The organism is Delftia sp. GW456-R20 (assembly GCF_001622915.1).
Taxonomy (GTDB): Bacteria; Pseudomonadota; Gammaproteobacteria; order Burkholderiales; family Burkholderiaceae_C; genus Comamonas; species Comamonas acidovorans.
Genome location: NZ_LWCN01000004.1, coordinates 614,227 through 639,066 on the forward strand (window position 1 = coordinate 614,227; position 24,840 = coordinate 639,066).

The 24,840-nt window shown below is 65.9% G+C and carries 16 protein-coding genes; 8 read left to right on the forward strand and 8 right to left on the reverse strand.

What is annotated here, in order from left to right:
- Positions 1 to 14: 14 nt before the first annotated feature.
- Positions 15 to 392 (reverse strand): ATP-dependent Clp protease adapter ClpS, encoded by a 378-nt coding sequence (gene clpS / locus A4F85_RS08315; RefSeq protein ID WP_012205338.1) that lies wholly within the window; start codon positions 390 to 392, stop codon positions 15 to 17.
- A gap of 133 nt (positions 393 to 525) precedes the next feature.
- Complete coding sequence (gene dnaE / locus A4F85_RS08320) at positions 526 to 4,059, reverse strand: DNA polymerase III subunit alpha (protein ID WP_063326293.1); 3,534 nt, start codon at positions 4,057 to 4,059, stop codon at positions 526 to 528.
- A gap of 212 nt (positions 4,060 to 4,271) precedes the next feature.
- Between dnaE and A4F85_RS08325 the strand changes: the two genes are divergently transcribed.
- Complete coding sequence (locus tag A4F85_RS08325; RefSeq protein ID WP_012205336.1) at positions 4,272 to 5,063, forward strand: outer membrane protein assembly factor BamD; 792 nt, start codon at positions 4,272 to 4,274, stop codon at positions 5,061 to 5,063.
- Here A4F85_RS08325 and A4F85_RS08330 read toward each other — a convergent pair.
- Complete coding sequence (locus A4F85_RS08330; protein WP_063326294.1) at positions 5,026 to 7,200, reverse strand: ATP-dependent DNA helicase; 2,175 nt, start codon at positions 7,198 to 7,200, stop codon at positions 5,026 to 5,028. The two genes, A4F85_RS08325 and A4F85_RS08330, sit on opposite strands and share 38 nt — an antisense overlap.
- A 136-nt stretch (positions 7,201 to 7,336) precedes the next feature.
- Between A4F85_RS08330 and A4F85_RS08335 the strand changes: the two genes are divergently transcribed.
- Complete coding sequence (locus A4F85_RS08335; protein WP_012205334.1) at positions 7,337 to 8,107, forward strand: PP2C family protein-serine/threonine phosphatase; 771 nt, start codon at positions 7,337 to 7,339, stop codon at positions 8,105 to 8,107.
- A gap of 9 nt (positions 8,108 to 8,116) precedes the next feature.
- Here the strand turns inward: A4F85_RS08335 and A4F85_RS08340 are convergent, their stop codons facing one another.
- From A4F85_RS08340 to A4F85_RS08360, 5 genes are all read right to left on the reverse strand, one after another.
- On the reverse strand, positions 8,117 to 8,830 hold the full coding sequence (locus A4F85_RS08340; protein ID WP_063326295.1) for a hypothetical protein: 714 nt from the start codon (positions 8,828 to 8,830) through the stop codon (positions 8,117 to 8,119).
- Positions 8,831 to 8,870: 40 nt separating this feature from the next.
- Positions 8,871 to 9,974, reverse strand: coding sequence for a cell division protein ZapE (gene zapE, locus A4F85_RS08345; RefSeq protein WP_063326296.1), 1,104 nt, complete (start codon positions 9,972 to 9,974; stop codon positions 8,871 to 8,873).
- Positions 9,975 to 10,071: 97 nt separating this feature from the next.
- Positions 10,072 to 11,499, reverse strand: a complete 1,428-nt coding sequence (gene lpdA, locus A4F85_RS08350) for a dihydrolipoyl dehydrogenase (protein ID WP_013802658.1) — start codon at positions 11,497 to 11,499, stop codon at positions 10,072 to 10,074.
- A 90-nt stretch (positions 11,500 to 11,589) separates the two neighbouring features.
- On the reverse strand, positions 11,590 to 12,855 hold the full coding sequence (gene odhB, locus A4F85_RS08355; protein ID WP_013802659.1) for a 2-oxoglutarate dehydrogenase complex dihydrolipoyllysine-residue succinyltransferase: 1,266 nt from the start codon (positions 12,853 to 12,855) through the stop codon (positions 11,590 to 11,592).
- Positions 12,856 to 12,909: 54 nt separating this feature from the next.
- Positions 12,910 to 15,789, reverse strand: coding sequence for a 2-oxoglutarate dehydrogenase E1 component (locus A4F85_RS08360; RefSeq protein ID WP_063326297.1), 2,880 nt, complete (start codon positions 15,787 to 15,789; stop codon positions 12,910 to 12,912).
- A gap of 231 nt (positions 15,790 to 16,020) precedes the next feature.
- Between A4F85_RS08360 and A4F85_RS08365 the strand changes: the two genes are divergently transcribed.
- The 6 genes from A4F85_RS08365 (at position 16,021) to selA (ending at position 24,832) form a co-directional block, all read left to right on the forward strand.
- Positions 16,021 to 17,184: an AI-2E family transporter gene (locus A4F85_RS08365; RefSeq protein WP_034393000.1), complete on the forward strand. Its 1,164-nt coding sequence runs from the start codon at positions 16,021 to 16,023 to the stop codon at positions 17,182 to 17,184.
- Between the two features lie 357 nt (positions 17,185 to 17,541).
- Positions 17,542 to 20,607, forward strand: coding sequence for a formate dehydrogenase-N subunit alpha (gene fdnG, locus A4F85_RS08375; RefSeq protein ID WP_081816151.1), 3,066 nt, complete (start codon positions 17,542 to 17,544; stop codon positions 20,605 to 20,607).
- Positions 20,608 to 20,617: 10 nt separating this feature from the next.
- Positions 20,618 to 21,547, forward strand: a complete 930-nt coding sequence (fdxH, locus tag A4F85_RS08380; RefSeq protein ID WP_063326298.1) for a formate dehydrogenase subunit beta — start codon at positions 20,618 to 20,620, stop codon at positions 21,545 to 21,547.
- The gene (locus tag A4F85_RS08385; protein WP_012205324.1) at positions 21,544 to 22,170 is read left to right on the forward strand and encodes a formate dehydrogenase subunit gamma; all 627 of its coding nucleotides are present in this window, start codon (positions 21,544 to 21,546) and stop codon (positions 22,168 to 22,170) included. The genes fdxH and A4F85_RS08385 overlap by 4 nt, the downstream gene beginning before the upstream one ends.
- A gap of 206 nt (positions 22,171 to 22,376) precedes the next feature.
- Entirely contained in the window at positions 22,377 to 23,351 is a 975-nt protein-coding gene (fdhE, locus tag A4F85_RS08390; RefSeq protein ID WP_063326299.1) for a formate dehydrogenase accessory protein FdhE, read from the forward strand.
- A gap of 14 nt (positions 23,352 to 23,365) precedes the next feature.
- Entirely contained in the window at positions 23,366 to 24,832 is a 1,467-nt protein-coding gene (gene selA / locus A4F85_RS08395; protein WP_063326300.1) for an L-seryl-tRNA(Sec) selenium transferase, read from the forward strand.
- Positions 24,833 to 24,840 lie beyond the last annotated feature (8 nt).

The following is a 24,840-nucleotide window of genomic DNA, read 5'->3' on the forward strand; positions in this document are numbered from 1 at the left end:
AGGGCGGCCCGGGTTTATTCAACAGGCTCGAACATCGCCTGCAACGGATGGCCTGCCTTCTGGGCCGCCTGCAGCACCTGTTCGACCTTGGTGGCCGCCACGTCGCGCGAGTACACGCCGCAGACGCCGCGGCCATCCAGATGGATCTTGAGCATGATCTGGGTGGCCGTTTCGCGGTCCTTACCGAAGAGTTCCTGCAGGACGATGATGACGAATTCCATGGGCGTGAAGTCATCGTTGAGCATCACGACCTGGTACATCTGCGGCGGCTGGACGCGCTGGCGTCGCCGCTCCAGCACCACGGCGCCGTCATCGTCGGACACGGGCCGCACTGTAGGGATGGCAGGAGGGATCGAAGGGGGTTGGGTTGCCATGAAAATCATTCTAGCCATCGGAGCCACTGTTTTCCGGAAGGGATATGCGAGGCATGCCTGAAGAATTCAAGCGCGGTGCCCGCCCGGGCCGGCAAGCACGCACCAAAGCAGTGCCTGCTCGCCGCCATCGGGCGCTGCGCCACCTTGCGGGTTATTCGTAGACCACCTTGACCTGGGCACTGCCGGCCTGGGCGTACCAGGCCGCCAGGGCCGCATCGCTGGGATAGAAGCGGCTTGCATCGCCCAACGCCAGCTCACAGCTGGCCGAGCCGCGCTCGTCCTCGCAGACCAGCCCCAGGCGCACTTTCATGCCGCGCTGCAGCTCGCCGTGCTCGCCCTGCTCCACCACGGCGGGGAACTGGCGCAGCAGGCCAAGCACGTCAGGCATCTTCTCGCCCACGCTGACCTGCAGGTAGCGCGCAAAGCGGCAGCGCGCGTCTGCCAGATTCCACAGCTGCTGGGCCTTCATGCGCAGGCCGCCGCTGAAATGGTCGAGCTGCAGGCGCCCGGTGATGACGACGAATTCATCGTCCTTGAGCAGTTCGCGGTAGGTGTTGAGCGTGTTCTCGTCCACCGAGGCCTCGATCACGCCCGAGCCATCGTCAATCTTGAACAGGCCCAGCCGCCCTCGCTGGCCGTTGATGGCGCGGAAGTCGCTGATGATGCCGGCCAGCGTCTGGGGCTCGCGGCTGTCGCGCAGCTCGGCCAGGGGCGTGCGCACGAAGCGGCGCACCTCTTTCTCGACCTCGTCGAACAGGTGGCCCGAGAGGTAGAAGCCCACCGCCGTCTTTTCCTGGGTCAGCCGCTCCTTCACGCCCCAGGGCAGTGCCTCGACCAGCGGCGGCTCCTGGGTGCTGGAGCCCACGGCGTCATCGCCCATCATGTCGAACAGGCCGCCCTGGTTGGCGTTGGCCAGCGTCTTGTTGCCGAACTCGAAGGCATGGTCGATGGAGGCCACCAGCGACGCCCGGTTGAGCTCGATGGCGTCGAAGGCGCCGCCCTTGATCAGGGCTTCCAGCGTGCGCTTGTTCAGGCGCGTGCGGTCCACGCGCACGCAGAAGTCGGCCAGGCTCTTGAAAGGTCCCTTGTCAGCGCCGCGCGGCCCCACGCCGCGGCCTTCACGCGCCGCAACGATGGCCTCGATGGCCTGCTGGCCCGTGCCCTTGATGGCGCCCAGGCCGTAGCGGATGACCTTGTCGGTGACGGGCTCGAAACGGTACATGCCGCGGTTGACATCCGGCGGCTCGAAGCTAATGCCCATCTTGAGCGCGTCCTCGTACAACACCTTGAGCTTGTCGGTGTTGTCCATTTCCACGGTCATGTTCCCGCAGTAGAACTCGGCCGTGTAGTGCACCTTGAGCCAGGCCGTGTGGTAGGCCAGCAGCGAGTAGGCGGCGGCGTGCGACTTGTTGAAGCCGTAGCCTGCGAACTTCTCCATCAGGTCGAAGACCTCGTCGGCCTTGTCCTCGCTGATGCCCTGCTTGGCCGCGCCCTCGCGGAATATCCCGCGGTGCATGACCATTTCCTCGACCTTCTTCTTGCCCATGGCTCGGCGCAAGAGGTCGGCGCCGCCCAGCGAATAGCCGCCCAGCACCTGGGCGGTCTGCATCACCTGCTCCTGGTAGACCATGATGCCGTAGGTCTCGGCCAGCACCTGCTCGACCAGCGGGTGCGGGTATTCCACCACTTCCTTGCCGTGCTTGCGCGCGACGAAGCTGGGGATCAGGTCCATGGGGCCCGGGCGGTACAGCGCGTTCAGTGCGATCAGGTCTTCCAGGCGGCTGGGCTTGGCGTCGCGCAGCATGCCCTGCATGCCGCGCGATTCAAACTGGAACACGGCTTCGGTCTTGCCCTCGGAGAACAGGTGGTAAGTGCGCGCATCGTCCAGCGGGATGTTCTCGAAGGCGAAGTTCTCCTGGCCCTTGTGGCGCTTGATGATGAACTCGCGCGCGATCTCCAGGATGGTCAGCGTGGCCAGGCCCAGAAAGTCGAACTTCACCAGGCCCACGGCCTCCACATCGTCCTTGTCGTACATGGCCACGGCCGAGTCGCTGCCCGGCTGCTGGTACAGCGGGCAGAAGTCGGCGAGCTTGCCCGGAGCGATCACCACGCCGCCCGCGTGCATGCCGATGTTGCGAGTCATGCCTTCGAGCTTCTGGGCCATTTCGATCAGGGTCTTGACGTCTTCTTCTTTTTCGATGCGCTCGGCCAGCATGGGCTCGGCCTCGATGGCGTAGGTGTACTTGTCGCCCTCCTTCTTCGGGTTGGGCGGGTATTTGAGCGTGACGTGCAGGCCCGGCTTGTTGGGAATGAGCTTGGAGATGCCGTCGCAGAAGGTGTAGCTCATGTCCAGCACGCGGCCCACGTCGCGGATGGCCGCGCGCGCGGCCATGGTGCCGAAGGTGGCGATCTGGCTGACGGCGTCGCGGCCGTAGAGCTGCTTCACATAGTCGATGACGCGATCGCGGTTGGCCTGGCAGAAGTCCACGTCGAAGTCGGGCATGGACACGCGCTCGGGGTTCAGGAAGCGCTCGAACAGCAGGTTGTATTCCAGCGGGTCCAGGTCCGTGATCTTGAGCACGTAGGCCACCAGCGAGCCCGCGCCCGATCCGCGGCCCGGGCCCACGGGGCAGCCGTTGAGCTTGGCCCACTTGATGAAGTCGCCCACGATGAGGAAGTAGCCCGGAAAGCCCATCTTGAGGATGGTGCCGATCTCGAATTCCAGCCGTTCCACGTAGCGCGGGCGCTGCGCCTCGCGCTTGGCGGGATCGGGATACAGGTGGGTCAGGCGGTCTTCCAGGCCGTTGAAGGATTCGCTGCGGAAGAACTCGTCCATGGTCATGCCGTCAGGCACGGGGAAATTGGGCAGCTGCGGCTTGCCCAGCACCAGGGTCAGGCTGCAGCGGCGCGCGATTTCCACGGTGTTGGCAATCGCGCTGGGAATGTCGGCGAACAGCGCCTGCATCTGCGCGGCGGTCTTGAAATGCTGGTCGCGCGTGAAGCGGCGCACGCGCTTGGGGTTGGCCAGGATCTCACCCTCGGCGATGCACACGCGCGCTTCGTGGGACTCGTAGTCGTCGGGGCCGAAGAACTGGATGGGGTGCGTGGCCACCACGGGCAGGTTCAGCCGCTCGGCCAGTTGCACGGCAGCCAGCACGTGCGCCTCATCGTCCTGGCGGCCGGCGCGCTGCAGTTCGATGAAGAAGCGGTGCGGGAACATGCCTGCCAGCCGCTGGGCCACGGCGGCTGCGCCGGCCTCGTCGCCGCGCATCAGCGCCTGGCCCACGGGGCCGGCCTGGGCACCGGCCAGCACGATCAGCCCCTCGCCCAGCTCCTGCAGCCAGGCCCAGGTGTGCACGGCCTGGCCCTTGACCACGTTGCGGGTCCAGCCACGGGCCAGCAGTTCGGACAGGTTGTGGTAGCCCAGCGGGCTTTGCACCAGCACGATGATGCGCGAGACGGCGGCGCCGTTCTCGCCTTCGATCTGGATTTCCGCGCCCAGCACGGGCTTGACGCCCTTGGCCCGCCCTTCGCGGTAGAACTTGACGCCGCCAAACAGGTTGTTGAAGTCTGTGACGGCCAGTGCGACCTGCCCATCCTCGGCGGCGGCCTTGACGATGGCATTGATGCGGTTGGTTCCGTCCACGACGGAGAATTCGGTGTGCAGGCGCAAATGGACAAACATATGGGCGCCATTGTAGAAAGCTCCGCAAGGCCGGGACCCGTTCACGGCCATGCCTTTGCCGCCGCCCCCGCCTGCGGGGCGGGCATCGCAGGCCGTTACAATGCTTCGGCCCGGTTGCGGGAAAATCAGGCTTTGTGCGGCCCCTCAGCGCGGCCCGCGTCCCTGCCCGCCAACCCTCTCACCGCCCTTCGATTGCCCGAGAAACGTCCACCATGCAGCGTATTCCCCTGTCCATCGTTCCCGCCATGCTGGTCGCAGGCGTTCTGACAGCCTGCTCCAGTACGCAGCAAGACCCTACTGCCAAGTGGACCCCGGACCGCATCTATACCGAGGCCCGCGACGAAGCCGCCTCCGGCGCGTTCGACAAGGCCGTTCCGCTGTTCGAGAAGCTCGAAGGCCGTGCCGCTGGCACGCCCCTGGCCCAGCAGGCCCAGCTCGACAAGGCCTATGCCCAGTACAAGAGCGGCGACAAGATCCAGGCCACCGCCACGCTGGACCGCTTCCTGAAGCTGCACCCGGCCAGCCCCGCCACCGACTACGCCCTCTACCTGAAGGGCCTGGTCAACTTCAATGACAACCTGGGCATGTTCTCCTGGCTGTCGCGCCAGGATCTGTCCGAGCGTGACCAGAAGGCCGCCAAGGACTCGTTCGAGTCCTTCCGCGAACTGGTGACGCGCTTTCCCGAGTCGCGCTACGCCGAGGATTCGCGGCTGCGCATGCAGTACATCGTCAATTCGCTGGCGCAGTACGAAGTGCATGTCGCCCGCTACTACTACGGACGCGGCGCCTACGTGGCCGCCATCGCGCGCGCGCAGACGGCCGTCAAGGACTACCAGGGCGTGCCCGCCGTGCGCGAGGCCATGCAGATCCTGGTGAATTCATACGACGCCCTGGGCATGACGCAGTTGCGCGACGACGCGCAACGCGTGCTGACCGCCTCCTACGGCCAGGAGTCCGACCAGGACCTCACGGCAAAGCAGAAGTCGTGGTGGAAGCTGTGGTGATCTGCGGCGCAGGCTGCGCCAGCGCCTGCAGGGCCTGAACAAAGGCCGCCTCGTCCACCAGGGTCCGCATGGGCGGCAGCGCGGCACGCAGCCGCCGCCCGTAACCCATGGTGGCCAACCGGGAATCACAGACCACGAGCACGCCGCGATCCGTCTCGCGCCGGATCAGGCGGCCGGCGCCCTGCTTGAGCGCCATGGCGGCCTCAGGCAGCATGTAGTCGGCAAAGGCCTGACGCCCCACGGATTCCAGACTGCGCGAACGCGCCTCGACCAGCGGATCGTCGGGCGGCGGAAACGGCAGCTTGTCGATGACCACCAGCTGCAGCGCATCGCCCGGCAGATCCACCCCCTCCCAGAAAGTGGCCGACGCCACGAGAATGCAGCCCCGCCCCGGGCTCGCCCCCGTGCCTTCCCTGCCTTCTCCGGCCGCAATAAAGCGCTCGATCAAGGCCAGCTTGGGCGCCTGCCCCTGGACCAGCACATCGAGTTCACCAAACAGCCCCAGCGACTGCTGCAGTGCATCGCCTATGGCGTGCAGCGCCCGCAGCGTGGTCGTCAGCACCAGCGTGCGCCCGCCCAGGCGCTGGGCGGCATCCAGCGCCAGGCGCGCCACCTCGGTGCTGTGCGTGGCACTGCCGGCCTGGGCGAAGGGCCGGGGCACGTAAAGCGCGGCCTGCCGCGCATAGTCAAAGGGACTGTCCACGCGCAGCACCTGGGCCTCGCGCAGGCCGCAGGGCTCGGTGAACCAGCTCAGGCGCTCGTCGTCACCCAGCGTGGCCGAGGTGAAGATCCACGCGGTGCCAGATGGCTGCCGAGGCAGGCCTGCACCTTCGTGAACGGGCGCGGGCGCGCCTTCTTCCTGTTCTTGTGGCTCGGGCTCGGGCTGTGCATCCTCTCGCTCCTGGTCCTCCGATCCCTCCTGCCCCTGCGTCAACCCCAGCAGCCGCGTGCGCATGATGTGCGCAATGGTCAGCGGAGACTCCAGCATGCGCATCTGCTGGCTGCCCAGCTCCAGCCAGCGCACCGTGTCCTGCACGGCGGCGGCGGCAAAGGTGGCCAGGCGCCGCAGCAGCTCGTTGCCGCGCTCGAACAGCCTGCGCAGTTCGGGGTCGCTGACCTGCAGTTGCACCAGCGGTTCCAGCAGTGCCCGCAGGCTGCGCCCCAGTGTGACCAGGGCGGTGCGCCAGCGCTGCGCGTCCAGTCCCTGCGGCGTCACGCCCTGCCAGGGCAGGCGCCCGCCCACCGGGGGCTTGCCTGCCGCCAGGCGCAGCTCGCGCAAGGCCTGCTCCACACGTGCCGAAAGCTGCATCCAGTCGGCCATGCCGCGCGCCAGTTCCTGGCCGGCGCGCAGCACATCGCGGGCATAGCCCGTCAGTTGCTGGCCCGACAGGCTCTGGCCCGCGAACTGCACGCCGGTGTCGTTGAGCTGGTGGGCCTCGTCCACCACGACCACGCCCACGCTGGGCAGCAACTGGGCCACGCCCGACTCGCGCACATCCAGGTCGGCAAACATGAGGTGGTGGTTGATGACCACCACATCGGCCTCCAGCGCAGCGCGGCGGGCCACGTTGACATGGCAGTCCTGCCAATGCGGGCAGTCGGAACCCAGGCAGTTGTCGCGTGTGGAAGTGACCAGGGGCAGCGCGGGCGAGCGCTCGTCCAGCGCGGGCAACTCGCCCAGGTCGCCCGTGCGCGTGGTGCGTGCCCATCGCTCGACCAGGGCCACGCTGCGCAGCACCTGCGGGTCCTGCGGCGCCGTGCGGCCCTGGCGCACACGCTCCAGCCGCTCCATGCACAGGTAGGCGCTGCGGCCCTTGAGGCGCGCCATGCGCAGCGGCATGCCCAACGCGGCAACGAGGCGCGGCAGATCTCGGGCATACAGCTGATCCTGCAGCGCGCGCGTGGCCGTGGACACCAGCACGCGCTGGCCGCTGAGCAGCGCCGGCACCAGGTAGGCATAGGTCTTGCCCACGCCCGTGCCGGCCTCGACCACCAGGGTCTGGCGCTGCTCGATGGCCTGGGCCACGGCCAGGGCCATGCGGGTCTGCCCCTCACGCGGCAGGTACAGCGCCTCGGCGCGCGACAGCAGGCCTTGCGGCGCGAAGGCCGCCTGCACGGCGGCGGTCAGGGAATGCAAAGGGCGGGTCCGTTTGTTGAAAAAGAGAGCGCCGCCGGGGTGCGGCGGGCCAGCGCCGGGGACGGTGCTCCGATAATATGCGCCATGACATTGGTGTGCCCATCCACCGCCCCAAGAGCCCACCAAACCAGAGACCATGCAGCCAGCGTACCGACTCCAAGCCGCCACAGGCATCCATCGCGGTGACAGGCAATACCAGCAAGACCAGGTGATGCTCATGGCCCACCCCTATGTACACGGCTGCCTGCTGGGCGTGCTGGCCGACGGCATGGGCGGGCGCAGTGGCGGACGCAAGGCCTCCGACCAGGTCATGCTCACGGCGCGCCAGCTGTTCGAGCGCTTCGAGCCGGGCAAGGAGGACTGCACGGCGCTGCTGGAGAGCATCGTCCACGAGTCGCACATGGTGATCCGGCTGACGGCCATCTCGGCCGAGCAGGAGCCGCACAGCACCATTGCCGCCTTCGTGCTGCTGCCCCAGGGCCGCTGCCACTGGGTGCATTCGGGCGATTCGCGCATCTACCACTACCAGGGCGCGACCATGGTCCACCGCACCAAGGACCACTCCTACGTCCAGTCCCTGGTGGACAGGGGAGAACTCACCGAATTCGAGGCCCATGTGCACCCCAAGTCCAACATCCTGCTGGGCTGCCTGGGCACCGAGGCCGAGCCGCCCATGAGCCACCACGTGATCGAGCACGTGCATCCGGGCACCACGCTCATGGCCTGCAGCGACGGCGTCTGGCACTACTACACGGCGGAGGAACTGGGCACCGTGCTCAACGCGCTCACGCCGCGCGAGGCCACGGAATTCCTGATCGACAAGGCACGCGTGCGCGCCCAGGGCGGGGGTGACAACCTGTCGCTGGTGGTGCTCAAGCTCGAGGCACTGGAGCCGGTGACGGCCTGACCACCGGACTCAGGGCGCGGGAGGCGCAGGCAGTGGCGCTGCCTGCGGGCCGCGTTCACGGGCGGCATCGGCGGCGCGGGCCTTGCGCTCGGCAGCCTCTTTTTGCTTGGCCTCGAACTGGGCGCGGGCGGCAGCTCGCCGCTCCTGCTCCTGCGCAGACTGGCGCTGCTCGATCTGCGCCTGGCGATCACGCTGGTGGCTGGCCTGCTGGGCTGCGCGCTGCTGTGCGTCCTGGGCACGCTGGGTCCTGATGGCCTGGGTGTCGCGCTGGGCGGCCGGTGGCCGCTCCTTGGCTTGCATGGACGAGGCGGCCTTCTGCGCCTTCTTGGCCTCGATATCCTCAAGGCGCTGGGCGGCGCGCTCCTTGCGCTCCTCGTCGTTGATCTGCAGCTCGCGTTCGCGCAGCGGCTTGTCCTGCTCACGAGCCTCCTCGCGCGCCTGCCTGAGGCAGTCTTCCACGGCAAAGCGCTGGTAGCACTCGGACTCCAGGGCCGTGCGCCGCCTGTCGATGACGGCACGCTGGGCCGCGATCTCGGCGCGTGCGGCCTTGCGCTCGGCCTGGACCTGCTTTGCAGCCTGGGCGCGTTCCTGCCGCGCATCGGCATCGGCGCCAGCATCCGCAGCCATGGCCGGGCCGGCCAGCACAAGGCAGGCCAGCGCAGCGCCCATAGGAGCGGGCAGTTTCTTCACAAGGGCGAAAGCAGAGGTAGGCAGTTTCAACATGTACAGGTCCGGCAAACGACGCCAGCGGCCGGGACCGGCCTCAGGTCAGGCTGGTATCCACCACACGGCGCTCCAGCGCCAGGAATTCCTTGGACTGCATCTCGTTCAGGCGCGATACGGTACGGGGGAACTCATGGGCCAGCGGGCCCTCAGTGTAAAGCTGCTCGGGCGGCACGGCGGCCGAGATGACCAGCTTGACCCTGCGGTCGTACAACACGTCCACCAGCCAGGTGAAGCGCCGCGCGGGCGATGCCATGTTGACCGGCATATAGGGCACGTCGGACAGCAGCACGGTGTGGAACTGGCTCGCGATCTCCAGGTAGTCGTTCTGCGAGCGCGGGCCGCCGCACAGCTCGCGGAAGTCGAACCAGACCACGCCACCGGCGCGGCGGCGCGCACGGATCTCGCGCGCCTCGATGTGCAGCACGGAGTCTTCGTCCTTGACTTCGGCCAGCTTGTCGAAGGTTTCGGTCATGGCCGCATCGGCCTCTGCACCCAGGGGCGTGTGATAGAGCCGGGCGTTTTCCAGCGTGCGGCGGCGGTAGTCCGTGCCGTTGTCCACGTTGACGACTTCCATGCGCTCGTTGAGCAGGTCGATGGCCGGCAGGATGCGGTCGCGGTGCAGGCCGCCCGGGTACAGCTCGTCGGGCTTGAAGTTGGAGGTGGTGACAAAGCCCACGCCGTTGGCGAACAGCGAGACCAGCAGCCGGTGCAGGATCATCGCGTCCGTGATGTCGGCCACGTGGAATTCGTCAAAGCAGATCAGCTTGTACTTCTTGGAGATGCGGGCACCCAGCACGTCCAGCGGGTTCTGCGTTCCCTGCAGCACGGCGAGCTCGCGGTGGACCTCGCGCATGAATTCGTGGAAATGCAGACGCACCTTGCGCCTGAGCGGCACGGCGTTGAAGAAGCAGTCCATGAGAAAGCTCTTGCCGCGCCCCACCCCGCCGTACATGTAGACGCCGCGGGGAATCTCGGGATGGTTGATGAGCTTCTTGAAGGCGTTGGAGCGGCGCTGGCGGTAGACCGCCCAGTCGTCGGCACAGCGCTGCAGCGCCTCGACGGCGCGCAACTGCGCAGGATCACTGTGAAAGCCCTTGGCTACCAGTTCGGCCTCGTAGGCCTCTCGCACTGAAACGCTCATGCAGCATCAACCATTCGCTATGTATTCAGAAGCTGAAAACGCTTGCAGGGCAAGCGCTTTCAGGTCTTTGGCTTGGGCTAGATGGCTAGCCTGGCACTCAGAAATTCAGAGTGCGCTTGTCGACGGCCAGTGCCGCTTCCTTGGTGGCCTCGGACAGCGAGGGGTGGGCATGGCAGATGCGGGCAATGTCTTCGCTCGATGCCTTGAACTCCATGGCGACCACGGCTTCGGAGATCAGCTCCGAAACCATGGGGCCGACCATGTGCACGCCCAGGATTTCGTCGGTCTCTGCATCGGCCAGGAACTTGACCATGCCCGTGGTGTCGCCCAGGGCGCGCGCGCGGCCGTTGGCCAGGAAGGGGAAGGTGCCAGCCTTGTACTTGACGCCCTGCTCCTTCAGTTGCTGCTCGGTGCGGCCCACCCATGCGATTTCGGGGCTGGTGTAGATCACCCAGGGAATGGTGCCGAAGTTCACATGGCCATGCTGGCCGGCAATGCGCTCGGCCACGGCCACGGCCTCTTCCTCGGCCTTGTGCGCCAGCATCGGGCCGCGCACCACGTCGCCCACGGCCCAGACGCCGGGCAGGCTGGTCTTGCAGTCGTCATCGACCACGACGCAGCCGCGCTCGTCCAGAGCCAGGCCCACGGCCTCGGCATTGAGGCCGGCCGTGTTGGCGGTGCGGCCGATGGAGATGATCAGCTTGTCGGCCTCCAGCGCCTGGGCTTCACCCTTGGCGTTGGTGTAGGCGATGGACACGCCCTTCTTGCCGCTCTTGATTTCGCCGATCTTCACGCCCAGCTCGATCTTCAAGCCCTGCTTGTCGAACGCCTTCTTGGCTTCCTTGGCGATCTGCTCGTCCACGGCGGACAGGAACTTGTCCATGCCTTCGAGCACGACCACTTCCGTGCCCAGGCGGCGCCAGACCGAGCCCATTTCCAGGCCGATCACGCCAGCGCCGATCAGGGCCAGCTTCTTCGGGGCCTTGCCCAGGCGCAGGGCGCCGTCGTTGGACAGGATGTTCTCTTCATCGAAAGGCACGCCGGGCAGCGCGCGGGCGCTGGAGCCCGTGGCGACCACGATCTGCTTGCCCGTCAGCACTTCCTCTTCCTTGCCGGCAACCTTGATCTCGTAGCCGCCCTCGACCGCCTTGACGAACGAGCCACGGCCGTGGAAGAAGGTGACCTTGTTCTTCTTGAACAGGTACAGGATGCCGTCGTTGTTCTGCTTCACGACCGCATCCTTGCGGGCGATCATCTTGGCCACGTCCATCTCGACCTTGCCGGTGGAGATGCCATGGTCGGCAAAGTGCAGATTGGCGTGCTCGAAGTGCTCGGACGACTGCAGCAGGGCCTTGGAGGGAATGCAGCCCACGTTGGTGCAGGTGCCGCCCGGAGCGGCGCCGCCAGCGGCGTTCTTCCACTCGTCGATACAGGCCACGTTGAAGCCCAGTTGTGCGGCTCGGATGGCGGCGATGTAGCCACCAGGGCCCGCGCCGATGACGATGACGTCGAATTGCTTGCTCATTTCAGGAATCTCTTGTCTGTGATGCATGAAAAAACCCACCGCAGGGCACGCGGCCAAGGGTGGGTTTTCGTCGTGTCGAACCCTGTGGAATTACAGGTCGAACAGCAGGCGCGAAGGATCTTCCAGCGCGTCCTTCATGGCCACCAGGCCCAGCACGGCTTCACGGCCGTCGATGATGCGGTGGTCATAGGACATGGCCAGATAGTTCATCGGGCGGACCACGACCTGGCCGTTCTCGACCATGGCGCGGTCCTTGGTGGCGTGCACGCCCAGGATGGCCGACTGGGGCGGGTTGATGATGGGGGTGGACATCATCGAGCCGAAGGTGCCGCCGTTGGAGATGGAGAAGGTGCCGCCGGTCATGTCTTCAATGCCCAGCTTGCCGTCGGCCGCCTTCTTGCCGAATTCGGCAATCTTCTTTTCGATGTCGGCGAAGCTCATCTGGTCTGCATTGCGCAGGATGGGCACCACCAGGCCACGGGGCGAACCCACGGCGATACCGATGTCGAAGTAGCCGTGGTAGACGATGTCGTTGCCGTCCACGGAAGCATTGAGCACGGGGTACTTCTTCAGGGCGTGCACTGCCGCCTTGACGAAGAAGGACATGAAGCCCAGCTTGGTGCCGTGTTCCTTGGTGAAGGCGTCCTGGAACTTCTTGCGCAGATCCATCACCGGGGCCATGTTCACTTCGTTGAACGTGGTCAGGATGGCGTTGGTGGACTGCGACTGCAGCAGGCGCTCGGCCACGCGGGCACGCAGGCGGCTCATGGGCACGCGCTGCTCGGGACGGCCGCTGAGGTCTTCCTTGGCAGCGGGAGCCGACACCTGGGGCAGCGCCTTGGTGGGCACGCCGGTGGGGATGACGGCAGCCGTGGACTGCACGCCGCCCTTGACGGCGGCCAGGGCGTCGCCCTTGGTCACGCGGCCATCCTTGCCGGAGCCAGCGACGTTGGCGGCCGACAGGTTGTTCTCGGCCAGCAGCTTGGCAGCGGCGGGCATGGCGACATCGCCCTTGCTGCCGCCAGTGGCAGCAGCAGCGGCGGGAGCAGCAGCAGGCGCTGCTGCAGCGGGAGCGGCGGCTGCGGCAGGAGCGGCAGCAGCCACGCCGGCCACGCCTTCGGTGTCGATCTTGGCGATCAGCTGCTCGGCCACCACGGTGGCGCCGTCACCTTGCACGATCTCGGCCAGCACGCCAGCGGCGGGGGCGGGCACTTCGAGCACGACCTTGTCGGTTTCGATTTCGATGAGGATCTCATCGATTGCAACCGCTTCGCCGGCCTTCTTCTTCCAGGTCAGCATGGTGGCCTCAGCGATGGACTCGGACAGCTGGGGAACTTTGACTTCAACGATAGCCATTTGTGATTCTTTCCAAAAGTGTTCTGTACTGATACGTAGCGGGTGGGGGCTGCCTTACTTGTTCAGGACAAAACCCTTGAGCTTGGAGAACGCGCCTTCCACCAGAGCCTTTTGCTGCTCCTGGTGCAGGTGTGCGTAACCCACGGCGGGCGATGCCGAGGCAGCGCGGCCGGAGTAGCCCAGCTTCTGGCCATCGAGCATGTTCTCGTGGATGTAGTGCTGCACGAAGAACCAGGCGCCCTGGTTCTGCGGCTCGTCCTGGCACCAGACGATCTCGGTGGCGTTGCCGAACTTCTTGAGTTCAGCGGCGAAGGCCTTGTGCGGGAAGGGGTACAGCTGTTCGACGCGGATGATGGCGACGTCCTTGCTTTCCTTCTCGGCGCGCTTCTTGACCAGGTCGTAGTAGACCTTGCCCGAGCATGCGATCACGCGCTTGACCTTGGCCCCGTTCTTCACCACGGCTTCGTCCTGCTCGGGGATCACGGTCTGGAAACCACCGCTGGTGAATTCGGACAGCGGCGAGGTCGCATCCTTGTTACGCAGCAGCGACTTGGGCGTCATGATGACCAGCGGCTTGCGCAGCGGGCGCACCATCTGGCGACGCAGCACGTGGAAGATCTGGCTGGCCGTGGTGGGCTGCACGATCTGCATGTTGGCGTCGGCGGCCAGCTGCATGAAGCGCTCCAGGCGTGCCGAGCTGTGCTCGGGGCCCTGGCCTTCATAGCCGTGCGGCAGCATCAGCGTCAGGCCGTTGATGCGGCCCCACTTGACTTCACCGGAGGCGATGAACTGGTCGATCACCACCTGGGCGCCGTTGGCGAAGTCGCCGAACTGGGCTTCCCAGATCACCAGGGTGTTGGGATCGTTCGACGCGTAGCCGTACTCGAAGCCCAGCACGGCCTCTTCGGACAGGATGGAGTCGATGACGGTGAACGGAGCCTGGCTGTCGGCAACGTTCTGCAGCGGGATGTAGGTGCCTTCGCTCCACTTTTCACGCTTTTGGTCATGGATGACCGAGTGGCGGTGGGTGAAGGTGCCGCGGCCGCAGTCCTCGCCCGACAGGCGCACGGGGTAGCCCGATGCGACCAGCGATGCGAAGGCCATGTGCTCGCCCATGCCCCAGTCCACGTTGACATCGCCGCGGCCCATGGCTGCGCGGTCGTCATAGACCTTCTTGACCAGCGCGTGCGGGGTCACGGTCTCGGGGATGGTGGTGATGCGTTCGGCCAGGCGCTTCCATTCGGTCAGCGGGATGGCGGTGTCGCCAGCGTCGGTCCAGGTCTTGCCCAGGAACGGGCTCCAGTCCACGGCGTACTTGCTCTTGAAGTTCGTCAGCACCGGGTCCACGGTGTGGCGGCCTTCGTCCATGGCGGCGCGGTAGGCCTTGGCCATGTCGTCGCCCAGCGATTCGCCCAGACCTTGCGTGGCCAGCTTGTCGGCGTACAGCTTGCGGGTGCCGGGGTGGGCGCCGATCTTCTTGTACATCAGCGGCTGGGTCAGGGCAGGCGTGTCCTGCTCGTTGTGGCCCAGCTTGCGGAAGCAGACGATGTCCACGACCACGTCCTTGGAGAATTCCATGCGGAATTCCAGCGCCAGCTGCACGGCCAGTGCCACGGCTTCCGGATCATCGCCGTTCACGTGCAGCACGGGCGACTCGATCATCTTGACGATATCGGTGCAGTACAGCGTGGAGCGGGTATCGCGCGGATCGGAGGTGGTGAAGCCGATCTGGTTGTTGATGATGATGTGCACCGTACCGCCCGTGGTGTAGCCACGGGTCTGGGCCAGCGCCAGAGTTTCCTGGTTCACGCCCTGACCGGCAAAGGCGGCATCGCCGTGCACCAGCACGGGCAGCACCTGCTTGCCGTGCGGGTCGTCGCGGCGGTCCATGCGCGAGCGCACCGAGCCTTCGACCACGGGGTTGACGATTTCCAGGTGCGAGGGATTGAAGGCCAGCGACAGGTGGACAGGGCCGCCAGCGGTGGACACATCGGAGCTGAAGCCCTGGTGGTACTTCACGTCGCCCGAGGGCAGATCTTCGGGAGCGGTGTGATCGAACTCGGCAAACAGGTCCTTGGGCATCTTGCCCAGGGTGTTGACCAGCACGTTCAGGCGGCCGCGGTGGGCCATGCCGATCACGACTTCCTGCACGCCCTTCTGGCCGGCAGCGTTGATCAGCTCGTCCATGGCGACGATGAAGCTTTCGCCACCTTCCAGCGAGAAGCGCTTTTGGCCGACGTACTTGGTGTGCAGGTAGCGTTCCAGGCCTTCGGCAGCCGTCAGGCGGTCGAGGATGCGCTTTTTCTGGCTGGCGTCAAAGCTGGGCTTGGTACGGCTGGTTTCCAGCTTTTGCTGCCACCAGCGCTTTTGCGTCTGGTCGGTGGCATACATGTACTCGGTGCCCAGGGTGCCGCAGTAGGTCTCGCGCAGCGCGTTCATCAGCTCGCGCAGCGACATGCTTTCCTTGCCGAAGAAGGTGTTGCTCGTGTTGAACACCGTTTCCTGATCGGCATCGGTGAAGCCGTAGAACGACGGCTCCAGCTCGGGAATTTCGGGGCGCTCGGTGCGCTTGAGGGGATCGAGATCGGCCCAGCGTGCGCCGACATTGCGGTAGGCGGCGATCAACTGCTGGACGGCGGTGCGCTTGCGGCCCAGCTCGGAGTCGGCGCCGGAGGCCACGACCACCTTGGTGCCGCCTTGCTTGGCGCGCTCGGCGAAAGCGTTGATGACGGGCTGGTGCGGGACGTCCTTGGAGTCCGTGCCGTCGACTGCGGGCACATGTTGCAGTGCATCAAAGTACTCGCGCCAGGAATCCGGCACGCTACCGGGGTTGGCCAGGTAGTTCTCGTACATTTCTTCGACGTAGGGGGCATTGCCGCCGAAGAGGTAAGTATTGCCTTGATAGGCTTGGTAGACCGACGTCTGATCGCTCATATTGCGCTGACCTCCGCCTCCCTGAAGGAGGCATTAGCTGGTTTGTAGAACCTTCCGCGACACGGCTGTACCGATTGGCGGATGCGACTGTGGCTGGGGAAGGGCCTGGTTGCGACCGCCATTGTGCCACCGTTCAAACATCGCAGCAGGGCAGTTACCAAGCGATTACCTGGACCCTCCGGGAGTTCCCGCAGTCGCGTACATTGGCGCATCTTCCGAACGGACCGACAGATGAACCTGCTGCCCTTACACAAACGCACTTTCATGCTGCTGCTGATCGCGGCGACCATCGGCTTCGGTGCCGTGCTCTGGGAATTCATGGGGGCCATCTTCTGGGGCGTCGCCCTGGCCATCCTGTTCTCGCCGCTGCACCGGCGCCTGCTGGCGCGCATGCCCCGGCGCACCAATCTCGCCGCCCTGTCCACCCTGCTGCTGTGCCTGGTCGTGGCCATCCTGCCGCTGGCGCTGATCGGCGCCTCCCTGGTGCGCGAGGCCTCGTTGATCTATGAGCGCGTCAACAGCGGCAACCTGGATGCAGGCACCTATTTGCAACAGATCATGGACGCCCTGCCCTCCTGGGTCACACCCTGGCTGGAGCGGTTGCACCTGGGTTCGCTGGCCGAGCTGCAGGACAAGCTGTCCAGCATCGCCATGCAGGCCTCCAAGCTGGCCGCCACCAAGGCGCTGGGCATAGGCCAGAACACGTTCGGCTTCCTGGTGGGCTTTTGCGTGATGCTGTACCTGCTGTTCTTCCTGCTGCGCGACGGCCGTGACCTGACACAGCGCATCCGCATGGCCATTCCGCTGCAGGCCGACCACAAGGCCGAGCTGTCGAGCAAGTTCACCACCGTGATCCGTGCCACCGTCAAGGGGAACCTGGCCGTGGCGGCCGCCCAGGGCGCGCTGGGCGGGCTGATCTTCTGGATCCTGGGCATCCAGGGGCCCGTGCTGTGGGGCGTGGTGATGGCCTTCCTGTCGCTGCTGCCCGCCGTGGGTGCTGGCCTGATCTGGGCCCCTGTCGCCATCTACTTCCTGGCCACCGGCGCCATGGGCAAGGGCCTGATCCTGATCGCCTACGGCGTGCTGGTGATCGGCCTGGTGGACAACGTGCTGCGCCCCTTGCTGGTGGGCAAGGACACGAAGATGCCCGACTACATCGTGCTGATCTCGACGCTGGGCGGCATGGCTCTCTTCGGACTGACGGGTTTTGTGATAGGCCCCGTGATCGCGGCCCTGTTCATGGCGATCTGGGACATGTTCTCGCGCATGCAAGTGCAAGATGAGGAAAAGCGCCGCCAACTTGCCCAGGCAGGTTTGGCGCATGCTGAATATCAGACATCGGATGATATGGACCTCAAGCAAGCACCCCAGGATCCGCGCCCGCCGGCACGCTGAGCCTGCTCCGGCCCCTCCCTCTGGACGGGGCCGGAAATCCATTTTCAGGCATTCAATGGGTGCAAATGGATCGCATTCGCGCAATAGCCTGGATCCATCGACCTCATTCATCCACTCAATGAATGGCGGATTGATATAAAACAAAATGTCCGAAGCCCTGAATCCAGATAATCATTTCAACTGATGATCCCGCCGGGCGGCGCCCTGGCAAGCCCCGCGCAGCAAGGCCTGGCGTGGAGCTTGCGCGCGAATGCCGCACAGGACGACTCAGGATTAAGGGTTATTTCCCGGATTGATTCCGGGGTGCACTCGTAGAATTTGCTTACAAGCGTCAATTTCTATTAGAAGGTACCCCACATGGTCCAATTCTCCAGACGCCAGTTCATGAAAGTGACTGGTTCGACTCTGGCCGGATCCAGCCTGGCGTTGATGGGCTTCTCGCCCACTGCCGCCCTGGCTGAAGTGCGCCAGTTCAAGCTGGCCGCCACCACGGTCACCCGCCAGACCTGTACCTACTGTTCGGTAGGCTGCGGCATCCTGATGTATTCGCTGAGCGACGGCGCCAAGAACGCCAAGCTGTCGGTGATCCACGTCGAGGGCGATCCGGACCACCCCGTCAACCGCGGCACGCTGTGCCCCAAGGGCGCCTCGCTGCTGGACTTCGTCCACAGCCCGCACCGCCTGAAGTACCCCGAGTACCGCGCCCCCGGCTCCAACGAGTGGAAGCGCATGTCCTGGGACGAGGCGCTGACGCGCATCACCAAGCTGCTCAAGGACGATCGCGACGCGAACTTCGTCGAGCAAAACGACAAGGGCCAGACGGTGAACCGCTGGCTGACCACCGGCATGCTGGCCGCCTCGGCCTCCAGCAACGAAGCCGGTTACGTCACACACAAGGTTGCCCGTTCCTGGGGCCTGCTCGCACTCGATAACCAAGCACGTGTCTGACACGGCCCGACGGTGGCAGGTCTTGCCCCGACGTTTGGCCGTGGAGCGATGACGAACCATTGGGTCGACATCAAGAACGCGGACGTTATCCTGATCATGGGCGGCAATGCCGCTGAAGCACATCCCTGCGGTTTCAAGTGGGTGACCGAAGCGAAGGAGCACAACGGTGCGCACTTCATGGTGGTCGATCCGCGCTTCAACCGCTCCGCCTCCGTGGCCGATTTCTACGCCCCCATCCGGTCGGGCTCGGACATCGTGTTCCTGGGTGGCGTGATCAACTATCTGCTGACGAACGACAAGATCCATCACGAATACGTGAGGAACTACACCGACTTCTCGTACATCGTGAAGGAGGAGTTTGCGTTCGACGAAGGCATCTTCTCGGGCTACGACCCGCAGACACGCAAATACGACAAGTCCAGCTGGGACTACGAACTCGACGCCGACGGCTACGTGAAGGTGGACGCCAGCCTGCAGCATCCGCGCTGCGTGTACCAATGGCTCAAGCGCCACTACGCCAGCTACACACCCGAGAAGGTGGAGAGCGCCTGCGGCACGCCCAAGGAAAAATTCCTGCACGTGTGCGAGAAGCTGGCATCGACCGCCGTGCCGGGCCGCGTCGCGACCATCCTGTACGCACTGGGCTGGACACAGCACACCACGGGCGCGCAGATCCTGCGCACGGGCGCCATGGTCCAGCTGCTGCTGGGCAATATCGGGGTGGCCGGCGGCGGCATGAACGCGCTGCGCGGGCACTCCAACATCCAGGGCCTGACGGACCTGGGCATCCTGTCGGCCTCGCTGCCCGGTTACCTGACGCTGCCCAACGAAGGCGAGCAGGACTACCAGAAGTACATCGACGCGCGCACGCCCAAGGCCATGCGCCCGGGCCAGATGAACTACTGGTCGAACACGCCCAAGTTCCACGTGAGCCTGATGAAGGCTTGGTGGGGACCGGCGGCCACGGCCGAGAACAACTGGGCCTTCAACTACCTGCCCAAGCTGGACAGGCAGTACGACATGCTGCAGGTGTTCGACCTGATGGCACAGGGCAAGATCAACGGCTACATCGCCCAGGGCTTCAACCCGCTGGCGGCCCTTGCGAACAGCAACAATGTGCGCGAAGGCCTCAAGAAGCTGAAGTTCCTGGTGATCATGGACCCGCTGGTCACCGAGACATCGGAGTTCTGGCAGAACCACGGCGAGTTCAACGACGTGGATCCGGCATCGATCCAGACCGAGGTGTTCCGCCTGCCCACGACCTGCTTTGCCGAGGAAGACGGCGCCGTCGTCAGCTCCTCGCGCGTGCTGCAGTGGCACTGGAAGGCGGCCGAGCCCCCGGGCGAGGCCAAGACCGACATCGCCATCATGTCGGCCCTGCACCTGCGCCTGAAGCAGGCCTATGAGAAGGACGGCGGCAAGTTCCCCGAGCCGATCACCAAGCTGTGGTGGCCCTACGCCCATGCCGATCATCCGACCTCGGAAGAGATCGCCAAGGAGTACAACGGCCGCGCCCTGGTGGACCTGTTCGACCCCAAGGACCCGACCAAGCTCATCCGCAAGGCCGGCGAGCAGCTGGCCGGCTTCGGCGAGATGCGCGACGACGGCACGACGATGGGCGGCTGCTGGATCTGGGCAGGTTGCTGGACCTCGTCCGGCAACCAGATGGCCCGGCGCGACAACAGCGACCCCACGGGCATAGGCAACACGCTGAACTGGGCCTGGGCCTGGCCGGCCAACCGCCGCGTGCTCTACAACCGCGCCTCCTGCGACCGCAACGGTCAGCCGTTCGATCCCAAGCGCACGCTGATCCGCTGGAACGGCAAGAACTGGGGCGGTGCCGACGTGCCCGACATGGGCCCGACCATGCCGCCGGAGACCACCGATCCGTTCATCATGAACCCCGAGGGCGTGGCGCGCTTCTTCGCCCGCAAGGGCATGAACGAGGGACCGTTCCCCACCCACTACGAGGCCTTTGACAACCCGCTGGGATACAACCCCATGTATCCCGACAACAAGCTGGCGGTCATCAACCCGGCCACGCGCATCTTCGACTCCGTCAAGGATTCGGCGGGCTCGCCCAGCGAGTTCCCGCACGTGGGCACGACGTACCGCCTGACCGAGCACTTCCACTACTGGACCAAGCACGTTCAGCTGAACAACATCGTTCAGCCCGAGCAGTTCGTGGAAATCGGCGAGGCGCTGGCCAAGGAACTGGGCATCGAGACCGGCCAGCATGTGAAGGTCAGCTCCAAGCGCGGCTTCGTCAAGGCAGCCGCCGTGGTGACCAAGCGCATCAAGCCCATGAAGATCGATGGCAAGACCATCCACCACGTGGGCGTGCCCATTCACTGGGGCTTCTCGTCGACGGGCCGCAAGGGCTACATGGCCAACAACCTGACGGCATCGGTGGGCGATGGCAACAGCCTTACCCCGGAATCCAAGACCTTCCTCGTGAAGGTGGAAAAGGTTTAAGGAGCAGCTGATGTCATCAACCATGTCTCTCGATATCAAGCGTCGCTCGGCCACGACGACGCCTGCTCCCAGTGCGCGCGAAACGCACAGCGGCGAGGTGGCCAAGCTCATCGATGTCTCCAAGTGCATCGGGTGCAAGGCCTGCCAGACCGCCTGCATGGAGTGGAACGACCTGCGCGACGAAATCGGCACCTGCGCGGCCGGCGTCTATGACAACCCGACCGATCTGACCGATCAGTCGTGGACCGTCATGCGCTTTACCGAGTACGAGAACGAAGCGACCGGCAACCTGGAGTGGCTGATCCGCAAGGACGGCTGCATGCACTGCGAGGACCCGGGCTGCCTGAAGGCCTGCCCCTCGCCAGGCGCCATCGTGCAGTACAGCAACGGCATCGTGGACTTCCAGCAGGACCAGTGCGTGGGCTGCGGCTACTGCGTCACGGGCTGCCCGTTCAACATCCCGCGCATCTCCAAGAAGGACCACAAGGCCTACAAGTGCACGCTGTGCTCGGACCGCGTGGCCGTCGGCCGCGAGCCGGCCTGTGTCAAGACCTGCCCCACGGGCGCCATCATGTTTGGCACCAAGGAGGCAATGAAGGACCAGGCCGAGCACCGCATCGGCGACCTCAAGCGGCGCGGCTATGCCGAGGCGGGCCTCTATGACCCGCAGGGCGTGGGCGGCACCCATGTGATGTACGTGCTGCATCACGCGGACAAGCCTTCGCTGTACAAGGGCCTGCCCGACGACCCGAAGATCAGCCCCATGGTGTCCCTGTGGAAGGGCGTTGCCAAGCCGCTGGCCATGGCCGCGCTGGGCGCAGCTGCCGTCGGCAGCCTGTTCCACTACATCACCAAGGGCCCGAACGACGTGTCCAAGGAACTGGAAGACGAAATGGACCGCAAGGACCAGGAAGCCACTGAAAAGGAGGCCCGCCGATGAAACGCAATCCACGTGACCTGGTGCGCTACAACGCATCGGAGCGTGCCAACCACTGGGTGGTCGGCATCTGCTTCATCCTGCTGGCGCTGTCGGGCCTGGCGTTCTTCCACCCGGCCTTCTTCCCGCTCACGCAGCTGTTCGGCGGCGGGCCGTGGACGCGCATCCTGCACCCCTACATCGGGGTGGTGATGGCGCTGTTCTTCATCATCATGGCGCTGCGCTTCTGGCGCCTGAACGTGGTCGAGCCGCGCGACATCGAGTGGCTCAAGAACGTCAACAAGATGATCGACGGCGACGACCACGACATGCCCGAGCAGGGCAAGTACAACGGCGGCCAGAAGCTGCTGTTCTGGGGCCTGGTCATCGGCATGCTGGCGATCACCGTGACCGGCGCGCTCATGTGGCGCGCCTGGTGGACGCTGCCCGTCAACGTGGTGCGCGCCGCCTCGGTGGTGCATGCCATTGCGGGCGTGTGGATGATCGGCCTGATCATCATGCACGTGTACGCGGCCATCTGGACCCGGGGCACCATCCGCGCCATGCTGTACGGCACGGTGACGCGGGCCTGGGCCAAGCAGCATCACCGGGGGTGGTATCGCAAGATGACCGGGGATAATGACTGACACCCCCTGAGCGGCTTACGCCGCTTCCCCCTCTCTACTCGCTGCGCGAGGGAGGGGGACGGCACCCTCGGCGCGGGACGGCCCTTCCTCGGTGCCCCTCGCCTTGGGCCGCGCCAGTTTTCATGAACATGGCGTCATACTAGGCATCAGCCTGAGCACCCAGCCGCCCAGCGATCCGGGCGGCTGTTTTTTTGGGATTCATTCCAATGCAACGCATTCTTCAACCCGGCGATATCGAGTCGCTGGACCACACCAGTTTTCCGCGCGTGCTGCTGCCGCAGTTGCCGGGGCTGTTCGTCGAGCGGGCGGCGCGGCTGCGGCAGCTGGCCGAGGGCAATCCGATTGCCGATTACCTGCGGTTTGTGGCGCAGATCGTGGACGCGCAGGGCAAGGCGGCCGGGCAGTTGACGCTGGCCGCGCCCGATGCGGCGCTGATTGCGCGGGCGCAGGAGCATTCGATGCCGCTGCTGCCTGCCGCCGACCATATCGATGCCGCCTGGCACGGCGTGCTGGACCGCATGCTCGATGCCCTGTCGGGCGCCGATGGCCTGCCTGCGCCGCTGCAGCCGCTGCTGCAGGAGCTGCGCGCGCTGGACACGGCCGGGCGTGACGAGATCGCGCAGCGGCTGCTGCAAAAGGAAGTGGCGGCCCGCCACGTGGGCATGGCGCCTTTTGTGATGGCTGCGCTGCAGGTGGTGTTTGCCACGCGCGCCAGCGGCCTGAGCGCACGCGATGTGCCCTATACCGATCCCGCCTCGATCTGCCCCGTATGCGCCAGCGAGCCCGTGGCCAGCGTGCTGCGCATTGGCGGCAAGGCCGCAGGCCACCGCTACCTGCACTGCGGCACCTGCTGCACGGAGTGGCACATGGTGCGCGTCAAGTGCTCCCACTGCGAGTCGACCAAGGGCGTCGAGTACCAGGGCATCGATGGCGCAGGCGATACCGTGCTGGCCGAGACCTGCGAGGAATGCGGCAGCTACCGCAAGGTGGTCAACCAGGAAAAGGACCCGATGGCCGAGCCCCTGGCCGACGACCTGGCCTCGCTGATGCTGGACCTGCTGATGGGCGAGGAGACTCGCTTTCAGCGCGCCAGCGCCAATCCCCTGCTCTACGTGGCCTTTGCCGAGGAGCAGGATGAGGCCGGCGACGCGCTGATCGACCCCGCCACGCCTGCTGCCTGACCCTTTCGCACGCCATGACCGATACAGCCGCCCCCTCTGCCGCATCCTCTGCCGCCTCCCCTGCCCCGTCCGCGCTGCGCCTGCCTGCCGTGGACAAGGTGCTGTTGAGCGCCGACATGCTCGCGCTGCGCGAGCGCCACGGCCTCGATGCCTGCACCCAGGCCGTGCGCGAATCCCTGGCGCAGATGCGGGCCGATGCGCAGGAGCGGCTGCGGTCCGGCGAGCCCGATGCAGGCGCGCCCGGCATCACCGAGGTGGTCCAGGCGGCGGGCCTGCGCCTGGCGCGGCGCTTTGCGCCCCGGCTGCGCACGGTCTTCAACCTCACGGGCACGGTGCTGCACACCAACCTGGGCCGCGCCCTGCTGCCGCAGGAGGCGGTGGACGCCGTGGTGGCCGCCATGACGGCGCCGGCCAACCTGGAGTACGACCTGGAAGACGGCGGCCGTGGCGACCGCGACGACCTGATCGAATCCCTGGTCTGCGAACTCACGGGTGCCGAGGCCTGCACCGTCGTCAACAACAACGCCGCCGCCGTGCTGCTGACCCTGGCCACGCTGGCGGCCGGGCGCGAGGTCATCGTCTCGCGCGGCGAGCTGGTGGAGATCGGCGGCGCCTTCCGCATTCCCGACGTGATGACGCGCGCAGGCGCCACCCTGGTCGAGGTGGGCACCACCAACCGCACCCATGCGCGCGACTACGAAGGCGCTGTCGGCGAACATACCGGCCTGCTCATGAAGGTGCACTGCAGCAACTACGCCATCACCGGCTTCACCAAGGCCGTGAGCGACGCGGAGGTGGCATCCATTGCCCATGCGCACGGCCTGCAGATGGTGGTGGACCTGGGCAGCGGCACCCTGGTCGACCTTCGCGAATGGGGCCTGCCCTACGAGGTCACGGTGCGCGAGACCATCGAGTCGGGCGCCGACATCGTCACCTTCAGCGGCGACAAGCTGCTGGGCGGCCCGCAGGCCGGCCTGATCGTGGGCCGCAAGGACCTGATCGCCCGCATCAAGAAACACCCGCTCAAGCGCGCACTGCGCGTGAGCAAGCTCACCCTGGCCGCGCTGGAGCCCACGCTGCGCCTGTACCTGCACCCCGAAAAGCTGGCCGAGCGCCTGACCACGCTGCGCCTGTTCACGCGGCCCCAGGCCGACATGCAGGCCCGCGCGCAGGCGCTGCAGCCGCTGGTGCAGCAGGCGCTGGGCAGCCGCTACGTGGTGGAAACCGCCGAGATGAACAGCCAGATCGGCAGCGGCGCCCTGCCCGTGGAAAACCTGCCCAGCTGGGGCCTGCGCCTGCATCCGGCCGACGGTCGCCAGGCCGGCCGCCAGCTCACCCGGCTTGAAGCAGGCCTGCGCGGCCTGCCCCGCCCCGTCATCGGCCGGCTGCATGATGACGCTCTGTGGCTGGACCTGCGCTGCCTGGAAGCGGCCGACGAGCCTGCCTTCACCGAACAGCTGCCGCTGCTGCACATCGCCTGAGGACGAAC